This is a genomic window from Mesorhizobium sp. M8A.F.Ca.ET.208.01.1.1 (assembly GCF_004791315.1).
Taxonomy (GTDB): domain Bacteria; phylum Pseudomonadota; class Alphaproteobacteria; order Rhizobiales; family Rhizobiaceae; genus Mesorhizobium.
Window position 1 is genome coordinate 173911 of record NZ_SRUT01000002.1, and the last position, 14607, is coordinate 188517.

General features: G+C 63.2%; 15 protein-coding genes. 2 read left to right on the top strand and 13 right to left on the bottom strand.

The genetic code is table 11. The features are described 5' to 3' along the window. Position 1 precedes the first annotated feature (1 nt). The 3 genes from EN851_RS11395 to EN851_RS11405 all read right to left on the bottom strand — a co-directional run bounded on the left by EN851_RS11395 (position 2) and on the right by EN851_RS11405 (position 3770). Positions 2-1099, bottom strand: a complete 1098-nt coding sequence (locus EN851_RS11395) for an ABC transporter permease (protein ID WP_127869823.1) — start codon at positions 1097-1099, stop codon at positions 2-4. Continuing rightward, positions 1096-2664, bottom strand: coding sequence for an ABC transporter ATP-binding protein (locus EN851_RS11400; protein ID WP_135929254.1), 1569 nt, complete (start codon positions 2662-2664; stop codon positions 1096-1098). Before EN851_RS11400 ends, EN851_RS11395 begins: the two co-directional genes overlap by 4 nt. Positions 2665-2741: 77 nt before the next feature. Next, the gene (locus EN851_RS11405) at positions 2742-3770 is read right to left on the bottom strand and encodes a BMP family protein (protein WP_127869825.1); all 1029 of its coding nucleotides are present in this window, start codon (positions 3768-3770) and stop codon (positions 2742-2744) included. A 100-nt stretch (positions 3771-3870) separates the two neighbouring features. On the opposite strand from EN851_RS11405, the gene EN851_RS11410 reads away from it, so the two are divergent. After that, complete coding sequence (locus EN851_RS11410) at positions 3871-4296, top strand: hypothetical protein (protein ID WP_127869826.1); 426 nt, start codon at positions 3871-3873, stop codon at positions 4294-4296. A 35-nt stretch (positions 4297-4331) separates the two neighbouring features. On the opposite strand, the gene EN851_RS11415 is transcribed toward EN851_RS11410, so the two are convergent. From EN851_RS11415 to EN851_RS11460, 10 genes are all read right to left on the bottom strand, one after another. Continuing rightward, the gene (locus tag EN851_RS11415; RefSeq protein ID WP_127869827.1) at positions 4332-5342 is read right to left on the bottom strand and encodes an ABC transporter substrate-binding protein; all 1011 of its coding nucleotides are present in this window, start codon (positions 5340-5342) and stop codon (positions 4332-4334) included. 38 nt (positions 5343-5380) lie between these two features. Then, on the bottom strand, positions 5381-6196 hold the full coding sequence (locus EN851_RS11420) for an ABC transporter permease (RefSeq protein ID WP_135929255.1): 816 nt from the start codon (positions 6194-6196) through the stop codon (positions 5381-5383). Continuing rightward, positions 6193-7023, bottom strand: a complete 831-nt coding sequence (locus EN851_RS11425) for an ABC transporter ATP-binding protein (RefSeq protein ID WP_135865500.1) — start codon at positions 7021-7023, stop codon at positions 6193-6195. Before EN851_RS11425 ends, EN851_RS11420 begins: the two co-directional genes overlap by 4 nt. A 61-nt stretch (positions 7024-7084) precedes the next feature. Then, positions 7085-8014 carry a 5-formyl-3-hydroxy-2-methylpyridine 4-carboxylate 5-dehydrogenase gene (gene fhmpcd1, locus EN851_RS11430; protein ID WP_135929256.1) on the bottom strand — a complete coding sequence of 310 codons (930 nt, stop codon included), beginning with the start codon at positions 8012-8014 and terminating at the stop codon, positions 7085-7087. Next, the gene (locus EN851_RS11435; RefSeq protein WP_135929257.1) at positions 8014-9651 is read right to left on the bottom strand and encodes a choline dehydrogenase; all 1638 of its coding nucleotides are present in this window, start codon (positions 9649-9651) and stop codon (positions 8014-8016) included. The genes fhmpcd1 and EN851_RS11435 overlap by 1 nt, the downstream gene beginning before the upstream one ends. A 102-nt stretch (positions 9652-9753) precedes the next feature. After that, complete coding sequence (locus EN851_RS11440; protein ID WP_245520730.1) at positions 9754-10509, bottom strand: class II aldolase/adducin family protein; 756 nt, start codon at positions 10507-10509, stop codon at positions 9754-9756. Between the two features lie 36 nt (positions 10510-10545). Further along, a complete protein-coding gene (locus EN851_RS11445) occupies positions 10546-11004 on the bottom strand; it encodes a YbhB/YbcL family Raf kinase inhibitor-like protein (RefSeq protein WP_127275690.1) in 459 nt (152 codons plus the stop codon). 30 nt (positions 11005-11034) lie between these two features. Then, positions 11035-11625 (bottom strand): amino acid synthesis family protein, encoded by a 591-nt coding sequence (locus EN851_RS11450; protein ID WP_127275691.1) that lies wholly within the window; start codon positions 11623-11625, stop codon positions 11035-11037. A 68-nt stretch (positions 11626-11693) separates the two neighbouring features. Continuing rightward, the gene (locus EN851_RS11455) at positions 11694-12833 is read right to left on the bottom strand and encodes an NAD(P)/FAD-dependent oxidoreductase (RefSeq protein ID WP_127869832.1); all 1140 of its coding nucleotides are present in this window, start codon (positions 12831-12833) and stop codon (positions 11694-11696) included. Positions 12834-12877: 44 nt separating this feature from the next. Next, complete coding sequence (locus tag EN851_RS11460; RefSeq protein WP_127870023.1) at positions 12878-13714, bottom strand: alpha/beta hydrolase; 837 nt, start codon at positions 13712-13714, stop codon at positions 12878-12880. Positions 13715-13778: 64 nt separating this feature from the next. On the opposite strand from EN851_RS11460, the gene EN851_RS11465 reads away from it, so the two are divergent. Next, entirely contained in the window at positions 13779-14555 is a 777-nt protein-coding gene (locus EN851_RS11465; RefSeq protein WP_245511694.1) for a GntR family transcriptional regulator, read from the top strand. Positions 14556-14607 lie beyond the last annotated feature (52 nt).

The following is a 14607-nucleotide window of genomic DNA, read 5'->3' on the forward strand; positions in this document are numbered from 1 at the left end:
GTCAGGCCTTTCTCGACTGGTGATAGCGGTGGTCGACATACTCGGCGAGAGCGAGCACGATCAGCACGATGGAGACCAGCACCAGCGTGAAATGATTGGGCACGCCAAGTCGCCGCGCCGCGCTCTCGCCGCCGATCGACAGCACCGAAAGCAGGAACACGAAGCCTATCGCGGCAAAGCCGTTCATGCGGGCGAGAAACACGGCCGGAATGACCGCCAGCCCATAGGCGGGGTTCCAGTCGGCGCGGACATTGCCCTGCACGCCGATGATGTCGACAGCGCCGGCAAGACCCGCGAGTCCGGCCGAAATGGCAAAGACCGCAATGGTCAGCCCGGGCACGCCCAGCCCCGCATGAACCGCGGCGCGCGGATTGGCGCCGACGATCCGCAATTTCAGCCCGAATGCCGTGCGCGTCATCACCAGATGCACGATGATGATTGCCGCCAGGCCGAGCAGCAGGCCACTGGTGATCGTGGTTTCAAACAGGCGCGGCAGCCGGTCTTCCACCGGCAGCGTGCGGGTCTGTGGCACGGTCGTGCCTGGATCGCGAAACACCAGCTTGACCAGCACATTGGCGAGCGACGTGCCGAGGAACGTCATCATCAGCGTGGTGATGATCTCGTTGACGCCCTGATAGGCGCGCAGCAGCGCCGGCACCAGCGACCAGATCATGGCCACCAGCATGGCGATCAGGAACGAACAGAAGAGCGCCAGCCAGGCGGGCAATATCTGCACCAGCACCGGAGCGCTTGCGGCCGCGGTGACCGCGCCGAGCAGGAACTGGCCGTCGCCGCCCAGATTCCACATGCCGGCGCGAAAGGCCACGATCAGGCCGGCGGCGAGAAACAGCAGCGGCGCCATGCGCGTCAGCGTCTGCTGGATGCCGAGCGGCGAGAACAGGCCCTTTTCCAGCACATAGCCATAATAGGCGAGCGGGTCGACGCCCACGGCAAGCAGGATGCAGCCGGCGATGACGAGAGCGGCAAGGATCGGCCCGATCGTCATCAGCAGCCGATGCAGAATGTCACGGCGCGTGGCCGCCCCGCTCGTGGCATCGAGTGCGGTGGCGCTGGCGGCGGGTGCGGTGTCGATGCTCATGCGGCAAGTCCGATCATCAGGCGGCCGACCCTGGTGCGGGCGTCGTCGGCATTGGCGACGGTGCCGACCAGCGCGCCATTGGCGATCACCGCGATGCGGTCGCACATGCTGAGCAGTTCCTCGAGGTCGGTGGAGATCAGGAGCACGGCGAGGCCGCGTGCCGCCGTGTCGCGGATGCGCTGGCGCGAGGCCAGCGTGTTGGCGAGATCGAGCCCGTAGGTCGGCTTGTTGAAGATCACCACCTTCGCGCCCTCGGCCAGTTCGCGCGCCAGCAGCACCTTCTGGATGTTGCCCCCCGAAAGCCGCGCGACCGGCGTCTTCAGGCTTGGCGTGCGCACATCGTATTCGCGCACGAGCTCGGCGGCGCGCTTGTCGATCTCGGCGCGCTGCTCGACGCCGCCGCGCCAGAAGGGCGCCGCGCCGACCTGCTTGAGGAAGAAATTGATGGAGACCGGGAACGTGCCGACAGTGCCCTCGCCCAGCCGGTCGTCGGTCAGGTAGCGAAGACCGCGCTGGCGGCGTTCGCCGACACTCAGGCCCTCGATGGCGGTGCCCTCCAGCCGGACCGAACCACCGGTCGCCACGCGCTGGCCGGCCAAGGCCTCCGCCAGTTGCTTCTGGCCGTTGCCGTCGATGCCGGCGATGCCGAGTATCTCGCCCGGACGGATGTCGAAGGAGATCGACGACAGGCCGGGCGCGTTGTCGGTCGGCGCGACCGTGAGATCCGCGACCTGAAGCAGCGGCGCGGCTTGCGCATCGACCGCGCGGGCCGGGCATTCGATCGCTTCGGGATCGTCCTTCTGCTTGCCGAACATCAACTCCACGATCTCGGAAATGATCTCCTGTTCGCCAAGCGCGCGAAACCGCTCGGGTGGTATTTCGCCGACCTTGCGGCCGAGCTTCAACACCGAGATGCGGTCGCCAAAGGCGGCCGCTTCCTTGAGCTTGTGGGTGATGAAGACGATCGCCAATCCTTGCTCGACGAGGCGGCGCATCAGTGCGCCAAGTTCCTCGATGCCCTTCGGTGTCAGCATCGAGGTGGATTCGTCGAGGATCAGCAGGCGGCTGTTGCGCACCATGGCGCGCAGGATCTCGACCTGCTGCTGCTCGCCGAGCGAGAGTTCCGAAACCCTGGCATGCAATTTCACCGTAATGCCGAGGCTGCGGGTGATCTCGGCCACGCGGGCCTCGAGCTCCTCGGTCCTGGGACGCTGCCACCACGGCCCGCCAAGAAGCAGGTTCTCGGCGACCGTCAGGGTGGGTACCAGCATCATGTGCTGGAACACCGTTCCGATGCCGAGCGCCAGCGCATGGCGCGGCGATGTGATCGGCGTCGGTTTGCCGTCGACAAGGATGCGCCCCTCGTCCGGCTGCTGCAGGCCCGACAGCATGCCGATCAAGGTGGATTTTCCCGCGCCGTTCTCGCCGAGCAACACATGCACCTCGCCAGGGCGGATCGACAGGTCGATGCCGTCATTGGCGACAATGCCGGGAAAGCGTTTGGTCACGCCTTCAAGCGCGACGATGTCGCTGATATCGACGGGCGATGAAGAAAGACTGCTCATGAAAGCCCAGCACCAGAAAATGGGAACGGTCCGGAGGAGCGAACCGATCGCCCCTCCGGCAGCCGACTTTGATCGCCTTACTGGGCGACGCTTGTCATCAGCGCCCTGACGGCGGCCGCGTCATAGACCGGCTCGACCTTGATCTTGCCGGAAATGACGTCCTCGCGCAGCGCCTGGATTTCGCCCCAGACCTTGTCCGGGATGGCGGCGGTCTTCAGCAACTGCACGGAATCGTCCTTGAGGCCGATCGAATAGTGCTTGGTACCGAACGTGTCGGCCTTCAGGTCGGCGATCATCGCCGCGTAGACCGGTTCGATGTTCCACACCACCGACGACAGCAGGAAGCCCTTGTCGATCGGCGACTTGTCGCCGATGACGTCGATGAAATAGACCTTGCCGCCATCGGCGGCCTTGGTCGTCTCGACCGCCTGCAGCATGCCGAAGCTGGAGCCGTTGCCCTGGCCGAAGATGATGTCGGCGCCCGAGGCGATAACGCTTTCGGTGACGCGCTTGCCGCCTGCGGCGTCACTGTAGGCGGCCGGCCCGATCACCGCATAGGTGATCTTGACGTCCGGGTTCTCCGCCTTCACGCCCTGCGCGAACGCCGCCGACTGCGAGTTCCACGATGGCGGTTCGCCGGAGACGACGATGCCGACCGACTTCGAGCGCGACATCTTGGCGGCCAGACGGCCGGCCAGATAAGCGCCCTGGTGACCGCTCAGCGTGTAGTCGGCGACGAGGCCCTTCTCCAGGCCGTTCGGCGTGTCGACGATCGCCACCGGAACCTTCAGTTCCTTGGCGATCTCGGGCGCCGAGGTGTTGTAGCCGCTGGCATGCGCGATCAGCAGGCTGGCGCCGTCGGACGCGAGCTCGCGCAGCGTCGGACGGACATCTCCATAGCCGAGGCCCTGGGCCACGACCACCTCGACGCCGGCGGCCTTGCCGGCTGCCTTGGCGGCGTCGATGCCCTGCTGGTTCCAGCCATAATCCGTGCCCTCTTCGGGCGTCAGTATGGCGATCGACTTGACTTCGCCGGCAAGCGCGCCGCCCATCAAGACACCGCACAATATAAATGCACTTACACTGCTCTTAAGGATCTTAAACATATTACCCTCTCTGTTTGATTTTCCAATCAATATTCTTGTTGTTATTGCGCCGAAGCGAGATAGACTGCCTGAGAAAACTACCCCATGGAGCTCAGGCAAAGTGAAAATCCGTTATGCCCTTCCCGTGATTTTGGCGTTCACATCGCTCGCCAACGCGGTTGAGTTGCACCATGTGATTGTCCGCAAGGGCACCGACGGGCTCGACATGGTGCCGTTGACGATATCGAATGCGGGCAAGCAAGGCGTGTCCTGCAACGCCGACTTTGCCCACTGGTATTCGGAAGGGATCGCCACGATCGAGCCGGGCAAGAGCGCTCGCATCGAACTCTGGTTCGACCCCAAGACCGGCACCTTCACCATTCTCAACGACAAGCGCGAGAACCTGCCGGTCGAGCGGCTGTGGTGCGGCCTGTCTGGCCGCGCATACGCCACCCGCGCGCAGATCACGCTCGACCGGACCGACGCCGCCAAGGGCGCGCGCGCGGTGTCCTGCAGCATGCTGCAGGACGGCCTGGCGTGCCGGTAGGCGCTCATTGATGCGTCCGCCCGGAACATCGTGCCTTATTCCTTCGCCAGGAACTTGTCGGTGAAGACGTCGTCGGCCGACAGCGCCGCCTTGAGCACGCCCTGGTCGGTGAGCGTCTTCAGGGTTTCCTCCCACTGCGTCTTCGTCATCCAGCCGAGGCCATGGTCCTTGGTGTCGGGGCTGTTGAAGGTCGAGGCGATGTCGGCGTTGATCTGCGCCAGCAGCACATCCTTCTTGTCCGCATAGCCCGGAGCAGCCTTCGCCGTGATCTCGGCGGCTTCTTCCGGATGGGCGACGACATAGTCGAAGGCTTCTCTGTATGCCTTGACGAAGCGGGCGGCGACGTCGGGCTTGTCCTTGATCATCGCCTCCGAGGTGAACAGGCCAGAGCCATAAGCCTTCCAGCCATGGTCGGCGCCCATCATGATGCTGAGCGAACCCGGACCGCCCGCCTTGGCCTCCAGTTCGGGCACCTCGGCGTCGACATAGCCGACCACCGTCTGCACCCGGCCCAGAAGCAGATAGCTCTCATAGGGCGGCGAGACGCTGTTCAGCGTCATGTCCTTTTCGGTCAGGCCATTGGCCGCCAGGAAGCCCTTGAAGAAGATGTATGTCGAGCCCGCCGGATGGATGCCGATGGTCAGGCCCTTGAGATCAGCCGGCTTGGCGAGCTTCACCGTCTTTGCGAGCGACATGATCGCCAGCGGCGAGTGCTGGTTGACGGCGGCCACCGCCACCACCGGAACGTTCTGCGAGCGCGCGACGGCAAGCGTGGGGAGATCGCCGAAACCGAAATCCGCGTTCCCGTTGCCCACCAGCCGCATGGCATCCGGCGAACCCGAACCCTTGCGGATTTCGGCGACGTCGATGTCGTTCTTGGCGAAGAAGCCTTTTTCCTTGCCGACGAAGAACATGGCGTGGTTGCCACGAACGACCCAGTCGAGCTGGACAGTGACCTTGTCCGCCGCCAGCGCCGCGTTCGAGAAGCCAAGCGCCCCGGCAAATGCCGCAAGCGTGGCTACCTTGATAAGTGAGCGTCTCAGCATTTTTGTTCCCTTTTATTGTCGGTGGTTGATCGAGAGGCCTAGGCCTGGCTGAATTTGGGTGCCCACGGCACCACGATGCGTTCGAGGATTTCGGCCGCGTAGTAGAAGGCGATGCCGAGCACGGAGACGAGCAGCAGCGCCGCGAAGACCAGCGCGGTGTCGAGCTGGGTCGAGGCGAACTGGATGACGTAGCCCAACCCGTCCGAGGCGCCGGCGAATTCGCCGACGATGGCGCCGATCACGCTTAGCGTGGCCGCGATCTTGGTTCCCGCCATCAGGTTCGGCAGCGAATGCGGGACGCGGATCCTGAACAGGATCTGCGTCGGGCTGGCGCCGACCGAATTCATCAGCGACAGCAGCGAGCGATCGACCGATTGCATGCCGGCCAGCATCGACAATGTCACCGGGAAGAAGGCGATGACCAGGATCAGGCCGATCTTGGGCGCGAGCCCGTAGCCGAACCAGAGGATGAAGATCGGCGCCAGCGCCACCTTGGGCACGTTCTGGAACAGCACCACCAGCGGGTAGAGCGCTCGCCCCAGCCAGTCGAAGCGCACGATGACCAGCGCAATGGCGACGCCGACCACGACGGAGACAAGGAACCCGAACAGGATCTCGCCCGCGGTCACCAGGGTCGCCTGCATCAGCGTTTCCCATTGCGCGACCAGCGATTGCGCGATCTCGGACGGGGCGGGAATGATGTAGGCGGAGATGGCGAAGATCCGCACCACGGCTTCCCAAACGATGATCGTCGCCAGCAGAAGTATGACCGCCGGGAGCCAGCTGCCGGTCGCGGCCGCCCAGTTCGAGGCAAGCCGCGAGTCGGAGAGATTGGGGATGGGTTGATCGCTCATGACGCGCCTCCCGGTTGATGGCTGGCGCGCAGCATGGTGCGCAGTTGAACCACCAGCCTGACGAACTCCGGATCTTCCGTCACCGACAGATCGCGTGGATAGGGCAGGCCAATGTCGAGGCTCTCGGTGATCCGGCCGGGCTTGATCCCCAGCACGTGGACATGGCGCGACAAATGAATGGCCTCGTCGATGGAGTGCGTGACGAGAACGATGGTCTTGCCGGTGCGCTGCCAGATCTCCAGCAGCGACTGGCCCATCGAATCGCGGGTAATGGCGTCAAGCGCGCCGAACGGCTCGTCCATCAGCAGCACCGCCGGATCGAGCGCCAGGGCCCGCGCGATGGCGACGCGCTGGCGCATGCCACCCGACAATTCGTTTGGACGCTTGTGGGCAGAATCGCCCAAGCCAACCAGCTCAAGCATCTCCTGTCCGCGTGCCCGCAGCTCCGCGCGCGACAGCGACTTGTCGGCGATGCCGAGCAGCATGGATGCGTTGTCGACGGCATTCTTCCACGGCAGCAGGTTGGCGTCCTGGAAGACGAGGCCGATCATGCGCTTGCGCGCCGCCTCGACTGGCGAAAGCCCGGCGATCGAAACGCTGCCGCTTGTCGGATTTACCAGCCCGGCCAGAACCTTGAGCAAGGTGCTCTTGCCGCAACCGGAAGGACCGATGAGAGAAACAAACGATCCCTTCGGCACCGAAAGATCGATGTTCTGCAGAACCAGTTGCCTGGCCATGACCACCGAAACGCCCTTGGCGGAGATCAGGTCGTCGTGACGGATATGGGCCGGCCGGCCGCCCGCTGCTCGAATGGTCTCAACACGCATGGTTTGATCCTCCATGCGGCGCCAAAATCCGACCGGCCTTGTGAGCATGATGTGTCATTGGCTACTCCCGGCCTTCCAGGATGCGCCGCACCGCGACGAGTTTGCGCGCCCGCTCCCCTTGCAGCGCCTTTATCTGCTCGGGCGTATAGGAGAACATGCCCTCCCCCGACTTGATGCCGAGCTTCGACGCATTCGTCTTTTCCAGCACCATCGGCGCGACGTCGTCGCGATTGGAGAGATCGGCGTTGAGGAAAGACGAGACGGACTTGTAGATATCGAGGCCCGCCATATCGAGCAGCGCCATCGGCCCGATCACGGCGATCTTGTAACCGATGCCCCAGGACACGCAGGTGTCTAGATCTTCCGGCTCGATGACACCGCGCTCGACGAGATCGACCGCCTCGCGCAACAGCGCATAGAGCACGCGGTTTTCGACGAAACCCGGAACGTCCTTCTTGACCACCACCGGCAAGAGGCCGATCGAGCGGATCAGGTCGCGGATAACGGCCACGGTCCGCGGCGCCGTCTTCTCGCCGGCGATCACCTCGATCATCGGGATGATGTGCGGCGGGTTCGACCAGTGCATGCCCACCATCCGCTCGGGATGCGAGATATGCGCCTGCAGCTTGGTGATCGGGATACCCGACGTGTCGGACGCGACGATCGTGTCCGATGCGATCAGGCTGTCGATCGCGCGATAGACATCGGCCTTGATCGAGATGTTTTCAGGAACGTTCTCGATGACGAGGTCGGCACCCGATACCGCGTCCGCGATATCATCCGTGAAGCGGACCGTTCCGGCACCGGCCGGAGGCACCGCGATACCCAGGGAATCCAGAACGGTCTCGGCCACGCCCAGCATGGCCCCCGCGCGCTCGATCGCCGCCAGGGCAACATCGTAGGCGACGACCTGCAGGCCGCCCCTGGCGAGCCGGGCGGCCATGCCTGGCCCCATCGTCCCCAGACCGATGATGGCGATACGTTGGATCATCACGCTGCCCTGCTTTCCGTTGCTGCTTTTGATGCCGCGATGAGGTCGGCGGCCTTCTCGGCGATCATGATCACCGCCGCATTGATGTTTCCGCAGACCAGGTCGGGCATGACGGACGCGTCCACCACCCTCAGGCCGTCGACGCCGCGAAGGCGCAATTGCGGGTCCACGACGGAGGCCGCATCGGCCCCCATGCGGCATGTCCCGGCCGGATGATGCACGGTGATGGAGGTCTTGCGGATATGCTCGTCGATCTCGTCGTCGCTCTGGCACTTGGGACCGGGAAAGAACTCCGCCTCGATGAAGGGCTGCATGGAGGGCTGCGCCGCGAGATCCCTCGCCACCCGGAAACCGGCGCGAAGGGACTCCCAGTCTTTCGGCGAAGCGAGGAAATTCTGATGGATCAGCGGTGCCGCGAGAGGATCGGCCGAGGCCAGTTTCACCGCCCCCCGGCTTTCAGGCTGCGTCGCCACGATCCGCGTGGCGAAACCGTCCGGAAATGGCGCCTTGAACGGCTTGAGGTATGGCCACGCAGCGAGCGGGGCCGCCGTGAACAGCAGTTGCACATCGGGCAACGGCCGTTCCGGACCGCTTTTCAGGAAGGCGACAACGCCGCCGGGGACATCGCCCGAGAAACCCCGACCCGTGAAGTAGGTCTTGGCGAAATCGAACCCGATCCGATCGGCACGCATGTTGCGAAGGAAAGGGCCGCCCGGAGCCCGGCGTCGGTACATGAGGATGACCGAGACGTGATCCTGCAGGTTCTTGCCGACCGCCGGCAGGTCGACCCGCGTCTGGATACCGTGCGCCGCGAGTTCCTCGGGCGCCCCGATGCCGGACAGCATCAGGAGTTGCGGCGTGTTGATGACGCCGCCCGAGAGCAGCACTTCCTTGCGGGCGACGACCGTCCGTTCGCCGCCACCATGGTTTATCACCACCCCGTTAGCGCGCGTGCCTTCCAAGGTGATCTTCGTCGCTATCGCTCCGGTCAGGACGGTCAGATTGGGCCGCTTCAGGGCCGGCCGCAGATAGGCGGACGCGGTCGAGCTGCGCCGGCCTTTCGAAATCGTCATCTGGAGGCGGCCGAACCCTTCCTGCCGCTCACCATTGTAGTCGTCCGTCTGCGGATAACCCGCCTCGACGCTGGCCTGAGCAAAGGCGTCGATCAGCGTGTCCTTGTAGCGGCAGAACTGCGTGCTGACCGGGCCATTGCCACCACGAAAACGGTTGCCGCCCCCTTCCCAGCTTTCCTGCTTCTGGAAATACGGCAGCACCTTTTCGTACGACCAGTCTTGGAGCCCGCTGGCCGCCCAACGGTCGTAATCGCCGCGATTGCCCCGCACATAGGCCATGGCGTTGGTCGACGACGACCCGCCGATCACCTTGCCGCGCGCGCACTCGACCCTGCGGCCGCCGACATTGTCTTCCGGCTCGCAGAAATACATCCAGTCATGGCGGCGCTCCGTCAGGATTTTGCCCCAGCCAAGCGGGATGTGGATCATGGGGTCGCGATCCCAGCCGCCGGCCTCCAGCAACAGTACCGAACATCCGGGGTCGGCGCTCAGCCGGTTGGCGAGCACGCAACCGGCCGATCCGGCCCCAACGATGATGTAGTCGTAACTTTCCGCGTGCGGCATGGTTTTGTTGCTTTCGCCTGACGCTCAGGCGCCAGAGAATTAACGAGATCGAGGCCCAGAGAGCTTGGCTCGGACCAAGCTCTTCCAGGCCATGTTCAAGGATCAGGCAAGGCCCACTTGCCTGAGACGCTGCGACCAGTGATTCCATCCTCGATCGATCTGGGCACCGACGAGTTTTCCTGCCGTCTTTATCTCGCCCGGCGACAGATATTTGATATTGCCGATCCGCAGGCCGGCCGTGAGCGCTGCTGCTTCCTGCTCGAGATAGAAGGCGCGGAAGACGACCTCCCGCACGGAGTTGCCGACATTGACGACACCATGCCGCGCCATGAGGACCACGGTCTGGTTGCCGAGACTTTCGGCGATATCCGCGCAGACCCCGGGGCTGCCGCCGAAGAGATCCGTCTCGTCGCCATTCTTGTCGCGAATCTCGTAGACCGGGACCGACTCGCCGATGAAAGCTCCCATGTGGGTGACCGGCCGAAGCGGCGTATCGACGAAGCAGTACGGCAGGACAGCCGGAGAATGGGTGTGGAGCACACACTGAACGTCGGGCCGCGCCTTATAGATCTCGCTGTGGATATAGCGCTCGAGATAGGAGGGTCTGTTATCCGACGTCTCGCCGTCGAGATTGAAACGCTGGATGTCGTCGACGGTTATCAGGCTCGGAGCAAGCTTCTGGGCCAGGAAGAAGCTTTCGGGATCCTCGGGGTCCCGGGCGCTGATGTGCCCGAACGTATCCATAATGCCTTCGTTCAGAAGGATCTTCGTCGCTGTGACCAGCTCTTCGAAGACCTTCTGGTGCACGGGGCCGTTGTCTCTCATTTCCAATTCTCCCATTGCGGTGACAGCGACCATTCTTGTTGTTGTTATCGGTCGCCGGCGCCGCGGATTTCACTTGTTTTCGTAGATGCCGACGATCCGATTCTGCTCGATGATGTTGCCGGCATATTTCTGCAGGAACTCCTCCCTGGTGGGTGTCCCTTCGACGTGGGTGTCCAAGGCATAGACCCAGAAGTAGTAGTGATGTTCGCCATGGCCAGCGGGCGGCTGAGGCCCGTAATACTGCTTGCCGCCGGCGCCATTGGGGCCGACGCGGAATTTTTCCTGCGCGTCCGAAAGATCGGTGGTCGACGGATCGATGCCGTAGACGACCCAGTGCGTGAAGCCGTTGGGCAACGGCGCGTCGGGATCATGGCAGATGACCGCGAGTTCCTTCGCGCCTGCCGGCACGCCGCTGACCGTAAGCCTGGGCAACACATTGCCTTTGTCGCCGGCATGCTCGTCGCGCAATTTCCCGAGCGGCTTGAAATCAGCCGATGTAATCTTGAGGTCCTTGATGTTCAGGGGCATGGAATTCGTCCTTCGCCAATTTCGATCGAACTAGACACCGACCTTGAGGTCGGCGACGGTTTTGCCTCCGACGCGCTGATGCACGCGCGGACCCGATGCGACGGCGACGCAGATCAAAAGCTCATCGGGGCGCGGGCCATCCGGCACGGAAAAGGTGACCGCATCATAGTGGGAACGGATGTAGAGCTCGTCCTTGTGGGCAAGCGGGATATCGATGGATGTGCCGGCGGCGGCGACCTTGCTGACCGACGAAATCCAGGCCTTGCCGCCCCCGACCTGCTGCCGCAGCGGATCTCCGAACACCGTGGTGATGCAGGCGACGACATGCTCCTGTTCGCCTGATGTGCCCGCGATACCGCCCTTGCCATAGCTTTCGACCGGCCTGTTGCCGAGCAGCGCCACGGCCCGCTCACCGAGCGCATGACCGATGGCTGAGCTCGGATTCGTCAGCTCGGACAGTTCGGCGACGAACTTTCCGGCATACGGATTGCGTATGACGACGCCAGTCGCGACTTTGACGAGGGTCTCGCCAGGCTGGCCGCCGTCATGCCGGCTTTCCTGGACCGAGGCGTACCAACCCCTGACGTCATAGTCCCGTTCGACTTCACTGGAATAGTTCATCTTTATCTCCTGAAGGGTGCGCGCAGTTTCCGCACGCGCCGATTAATTCGTTGACCGCCGGTCCGAGCTTACTGCGGCCATGAGAAGACGCCGCGCAGCGGGTCGTAGCGGGCTGCTTCCAGAGCTGCCGGCGTGAACATGTTTCCCTTCGAGAGCGAGCGGTTCGCCGCGTAATCGCCGGACAGCGCCTGGCAGCGATCGGTGATCGGGCGAATGCGCTTTTCCCACGCGACGAGCGCGTCCTCGACCGAAGAGCCCGCCTCCAGGTCCTGCGACAGGCTGAAGGCATTGACCATCGCGCAACCGGCGCCCTGGGCAAGAGCCGGGCACATCGCATGCGCGGCATCGCCCACGAGGGCGACCTTGCCTCTTGTCCAGCTGTCCAGCTTGGTCGTCTCGTACTTGTCGTACCTGGCGGTTTTCAGCTTCGCCGCCTCGATCAGGCAGGGCTCCAGGAAAGGAAACATCTCGACCCAAACCTCGAGATCGATCGGAACCTGCGATCCGCGCGGGTCGGCGGCCGGTGCCATGAGGCCGAGATAGAGCTCATTCTCGTTGCAGGGCGAATAGAGGATGCGCTGAACCCGTGGCCAGAAGTTCCACATGTCGATGGTGTTGTCCCACTCGCCGTGGCCGAGTTCCTTCTTCTTGCGAGGAACGATCAGCCGGATGAGGCCATCTTTGGAAACCCATCGGTCCTGTTTGAAGCCGATGGAATCCCTGACCTTCGAGCCGACGCCGTCGGCGCCGACGATCAGGTCGGCTTCGAGCACCTCGCCGGTTTGAAGTGTCAGGCGGCCTTCCGGATCGGCGGCGACCGCCTCCGAATTGACCGATATGTCGACGCCCAGCGCACGGGCGCGGTTGACCAGGGCATCATGCAGATGGCTGCGGGTCATGATGCGCCAGGGCAGACCGTTGAACGTCTCCTTGGAAACCGACTTGTTGTGCATCCAGGTCTCGTAGGTGGGAGGCGTGTGCGAACCTTGGAGAACATCATCCAGGGCGCCCAGTCCCTCCAGCACGCGAAGGCCATTGTGCCAGAGATAGATACCCGCGCCGAATGCCCGGAGCTCCGAGCTCTTTTCGTGCAGCCTGACGTCCCAGCCGTTTTGCCTGAGAGCGATGGCGGCTGTCAGGCCGGCAAAGCCGCCGCCAGCGACCTCGGCACGGCGCGCCTTACCCTGGGTTCTGTTTACATTGGCCATTTTCTATCCTGATGCTGCGTACAAGAAGACGGCGTGCTGGGCCGTCAGGCGTCGATGAAATTCGTGATGGCTTTCAGCGTGATCTCGGGAGAAACCTCGTTGACGTAATGGTCGGCGCCCGGAACGACGACCACGGGCAGATCCGGCCGCAACCGGCTTGTTTTTGCAAGCGCCGCCGCCGAAACCAATTTGCTCGCCTCGCCCCGAACGATGAGGACGGGCTTCGTCACGTCCCGATAGGCGGGCGCCAGGTCTGATCGCAGGCCCTTGGCTGTCCGGGCCATGGCCTCGGGCGACGCCAATGGCCGCAGCCCGCCGTCGACCCGATGATAGCCGCTCTCGGCTCGGATCTTGATGGCAGCGGCGGGAATGTTGGTATAGCGGCCGGCAAGATAGGCTTCGACGGCATCGATATCCTGGAAAAGCTGGCTTCCCGCGTTCACGCGGGCTTCCAGCGCATCCAGCGCCTCGGTTTCGATGTATGGCGTGAAATCGATTGCGACGACCGACCGTACCAGATCCGGATATCTCACGGCGGCGGTGACGGAGTTTCTCGCGCCAAGCGAATGTCCGACGAGGATGGCAGGCCCCCGGTCGAGCGTGCGGATCAGGCCGGCAATGTCGTCAGCATAGTCATTCGCCTCGTAGCCGCTTTCCGGCTTGTCGCTGAGGCCATGCCCCCTCTGGTCGACAGCTACGGTCGTGAAACGATCCGAGAGCCGAGCCATCAACGGCGTGAAGACCGCCGAGTTGGAGGTTATGCCGTGGAAAAACAGCATCAACGGGCCGTTGCCCGTCTCGCGCACGTTCAAGGCGATGCTGCCGGTGTCGATGCGTCGCGAGCCAAATGGGTCGCAAGCTATCTCTGCCGCCATGTTCATGATCCTCACCATCACTGCCCGTCTCCTTCAAAAGGATCATACAGCCGGGAGCGCGTCAAGCAGATTGTCTGACATTCTTGCAATCTTCAGATTTGACAATCTGGCTATTTTCCACCGCGTCGCGTATGGTGCCGCGGAGATTGCGACTCAAACCTATGAGACGTTGCCCATGCCTCCAGATTTGAATTTGCGGATTTCGCCACGGACGGTGCAGCGGGAGACCGTCGACAAGTTACGGCTCGCCATCTTCTCCGGAGTGTTCCAGCCGGGAAGCCGCCTCATCGAAAGTCAGCTGTGCACACAGCTCGGCATCAGTCGCCCGTCGCTGAGGGAAGCTTTGCGCAGTCTCGAGGCCGAGCGCCTGATCGAGATTGTACCCAACCGCGGGCCATCAATACCGTCACTTTCGTGGGAGGTGGCAACCGCCATCTACGAGGTTCGAGAGCTGCTGGAAGTCGAGGCGGCGGGACGATGCGCGTCGAGAATTTCCCCGGAGCAGTTGCTTGAACTCGAGAAGTCTCTTTCCGCGTTCGAAGAGGCGGCATCCAGCAATGACAGCCTGGCGCAGGTCATGACCGCCGCGGACTTCTATTCGATCATACTCTCGAATTGCGGGAATCCCATTCTTGAGGAAGTCCATCGTGGCCTGGTGGCCAGGATCAGCTTCTTTCGAGGACGATCGATGTCATTGGAAGGCCGGGCACAAAGCAGCCTGGCGGAGATGAAGGAGATATTCGAATCCATCGCCGCCGGCGATGAGAAGGCCGCGCGCAAAGCCTCGAAGAATCACCTGTTGAAGGCGAAAGCGGCAGCGAAGATGTCCATGGACAGCGCGATTTGAGTTTTTCGGAAGACAGCTGCTGCGTCTGAAAGCTCGAAATCCTTCATGACAT

Bases quoted from the DNA above. Each gene is read 5' to 3' on its own strand.
- EN851_RS11395 (WP_127869823.1), bottom strand. From the start codon at position 1,099: ATGAGCATCGACACCGCACCCGCCGCCAGCGCCACCGCACTCGATGCC.
- EN851_RS11415 (WP_127869827.1), bottom strand. From the start codon at position 5,342: ATGCTGAGACGCTCACTTATCAAGGTAGCCACGCTTGCGGCATTTGCC.
- EN851_RS11420 (WP_135929255.1), bottom strand. From the start codon at position 6,196: ATGAGCGATCAACCCATCCCCAATCTCTCCGACTCGCGGCTTGCCTCG.
- EN851_RS11440 (WP_245520730.1), bottom strand. From the start codon at position 10,509: ATGGTCGCTGTCACCGCAATGGGAGAATTGGAAATGAGAGACAACGGC.
- EN851_RS11460 (WP_127870023.1), bottom strand. From the start codon at position 13,714: ATGAACATGGCGGCAGAGATAGCTTGCGACCCATTTGGCTCGCGACGC.
- EN851_RS11425 (WP_135865500.1), bottom strand. From the start codon at position 7,023: ATGCGTGTTGAGACCATTCGAGCAGCGGGCGGCCGGCCGGCCCATATC.
- EN851_RS11405 (WP_127869825.1), bottom strand. From the start codon at position 3,770: ATGTTTAAGATCCTTAAGAGCAGTGTAAGTGCATTTATATTGTGCGGT.
- EN851_RS11435 (WP_135929257.1), bottom strand. From the start codon at position 9,651: ATGCCGCACGCGGAAAGTTACGACTACATCATCGTTGGGGCCGGATCG.
- fhmpcd1 (WP_135929256.1), bottom strand. From the start codon at position 8,014: ATGATCCAACGTATCGCCATCATCGGTCTGGGGACGATGGGGCCAGGC.
- EN851_RS11445 (WP_127275690.1), bottom strand. From the start codon at position 11,004: ATGCCCCTGAACATCAAGGACCTCAAGATTACATCGGCTGATTTCAAG.
- EN851_RS11400 (WP_135929254.1), bottom strand. From the start codon at position 2,664: ATGAGCAGTCTTTCTTCATCGCCCGTCGATATCAGCGACATCGTCGCG.
- EN851_RS11455 (WP_127869832.1), bottom strand. From the start codon at position 12,833: ATGGCCAATGTAAACAGAACCCAGGGTAAGGCGCGCCGTGCCGAGGTC.
- EN851_RS11450 (WP_127275691.1), bottom strand. From the start codon at position 11,625: ATGAACTATTCCAGTGAAGTCGAACGGGACTATGACGTCAGGGGTTGG.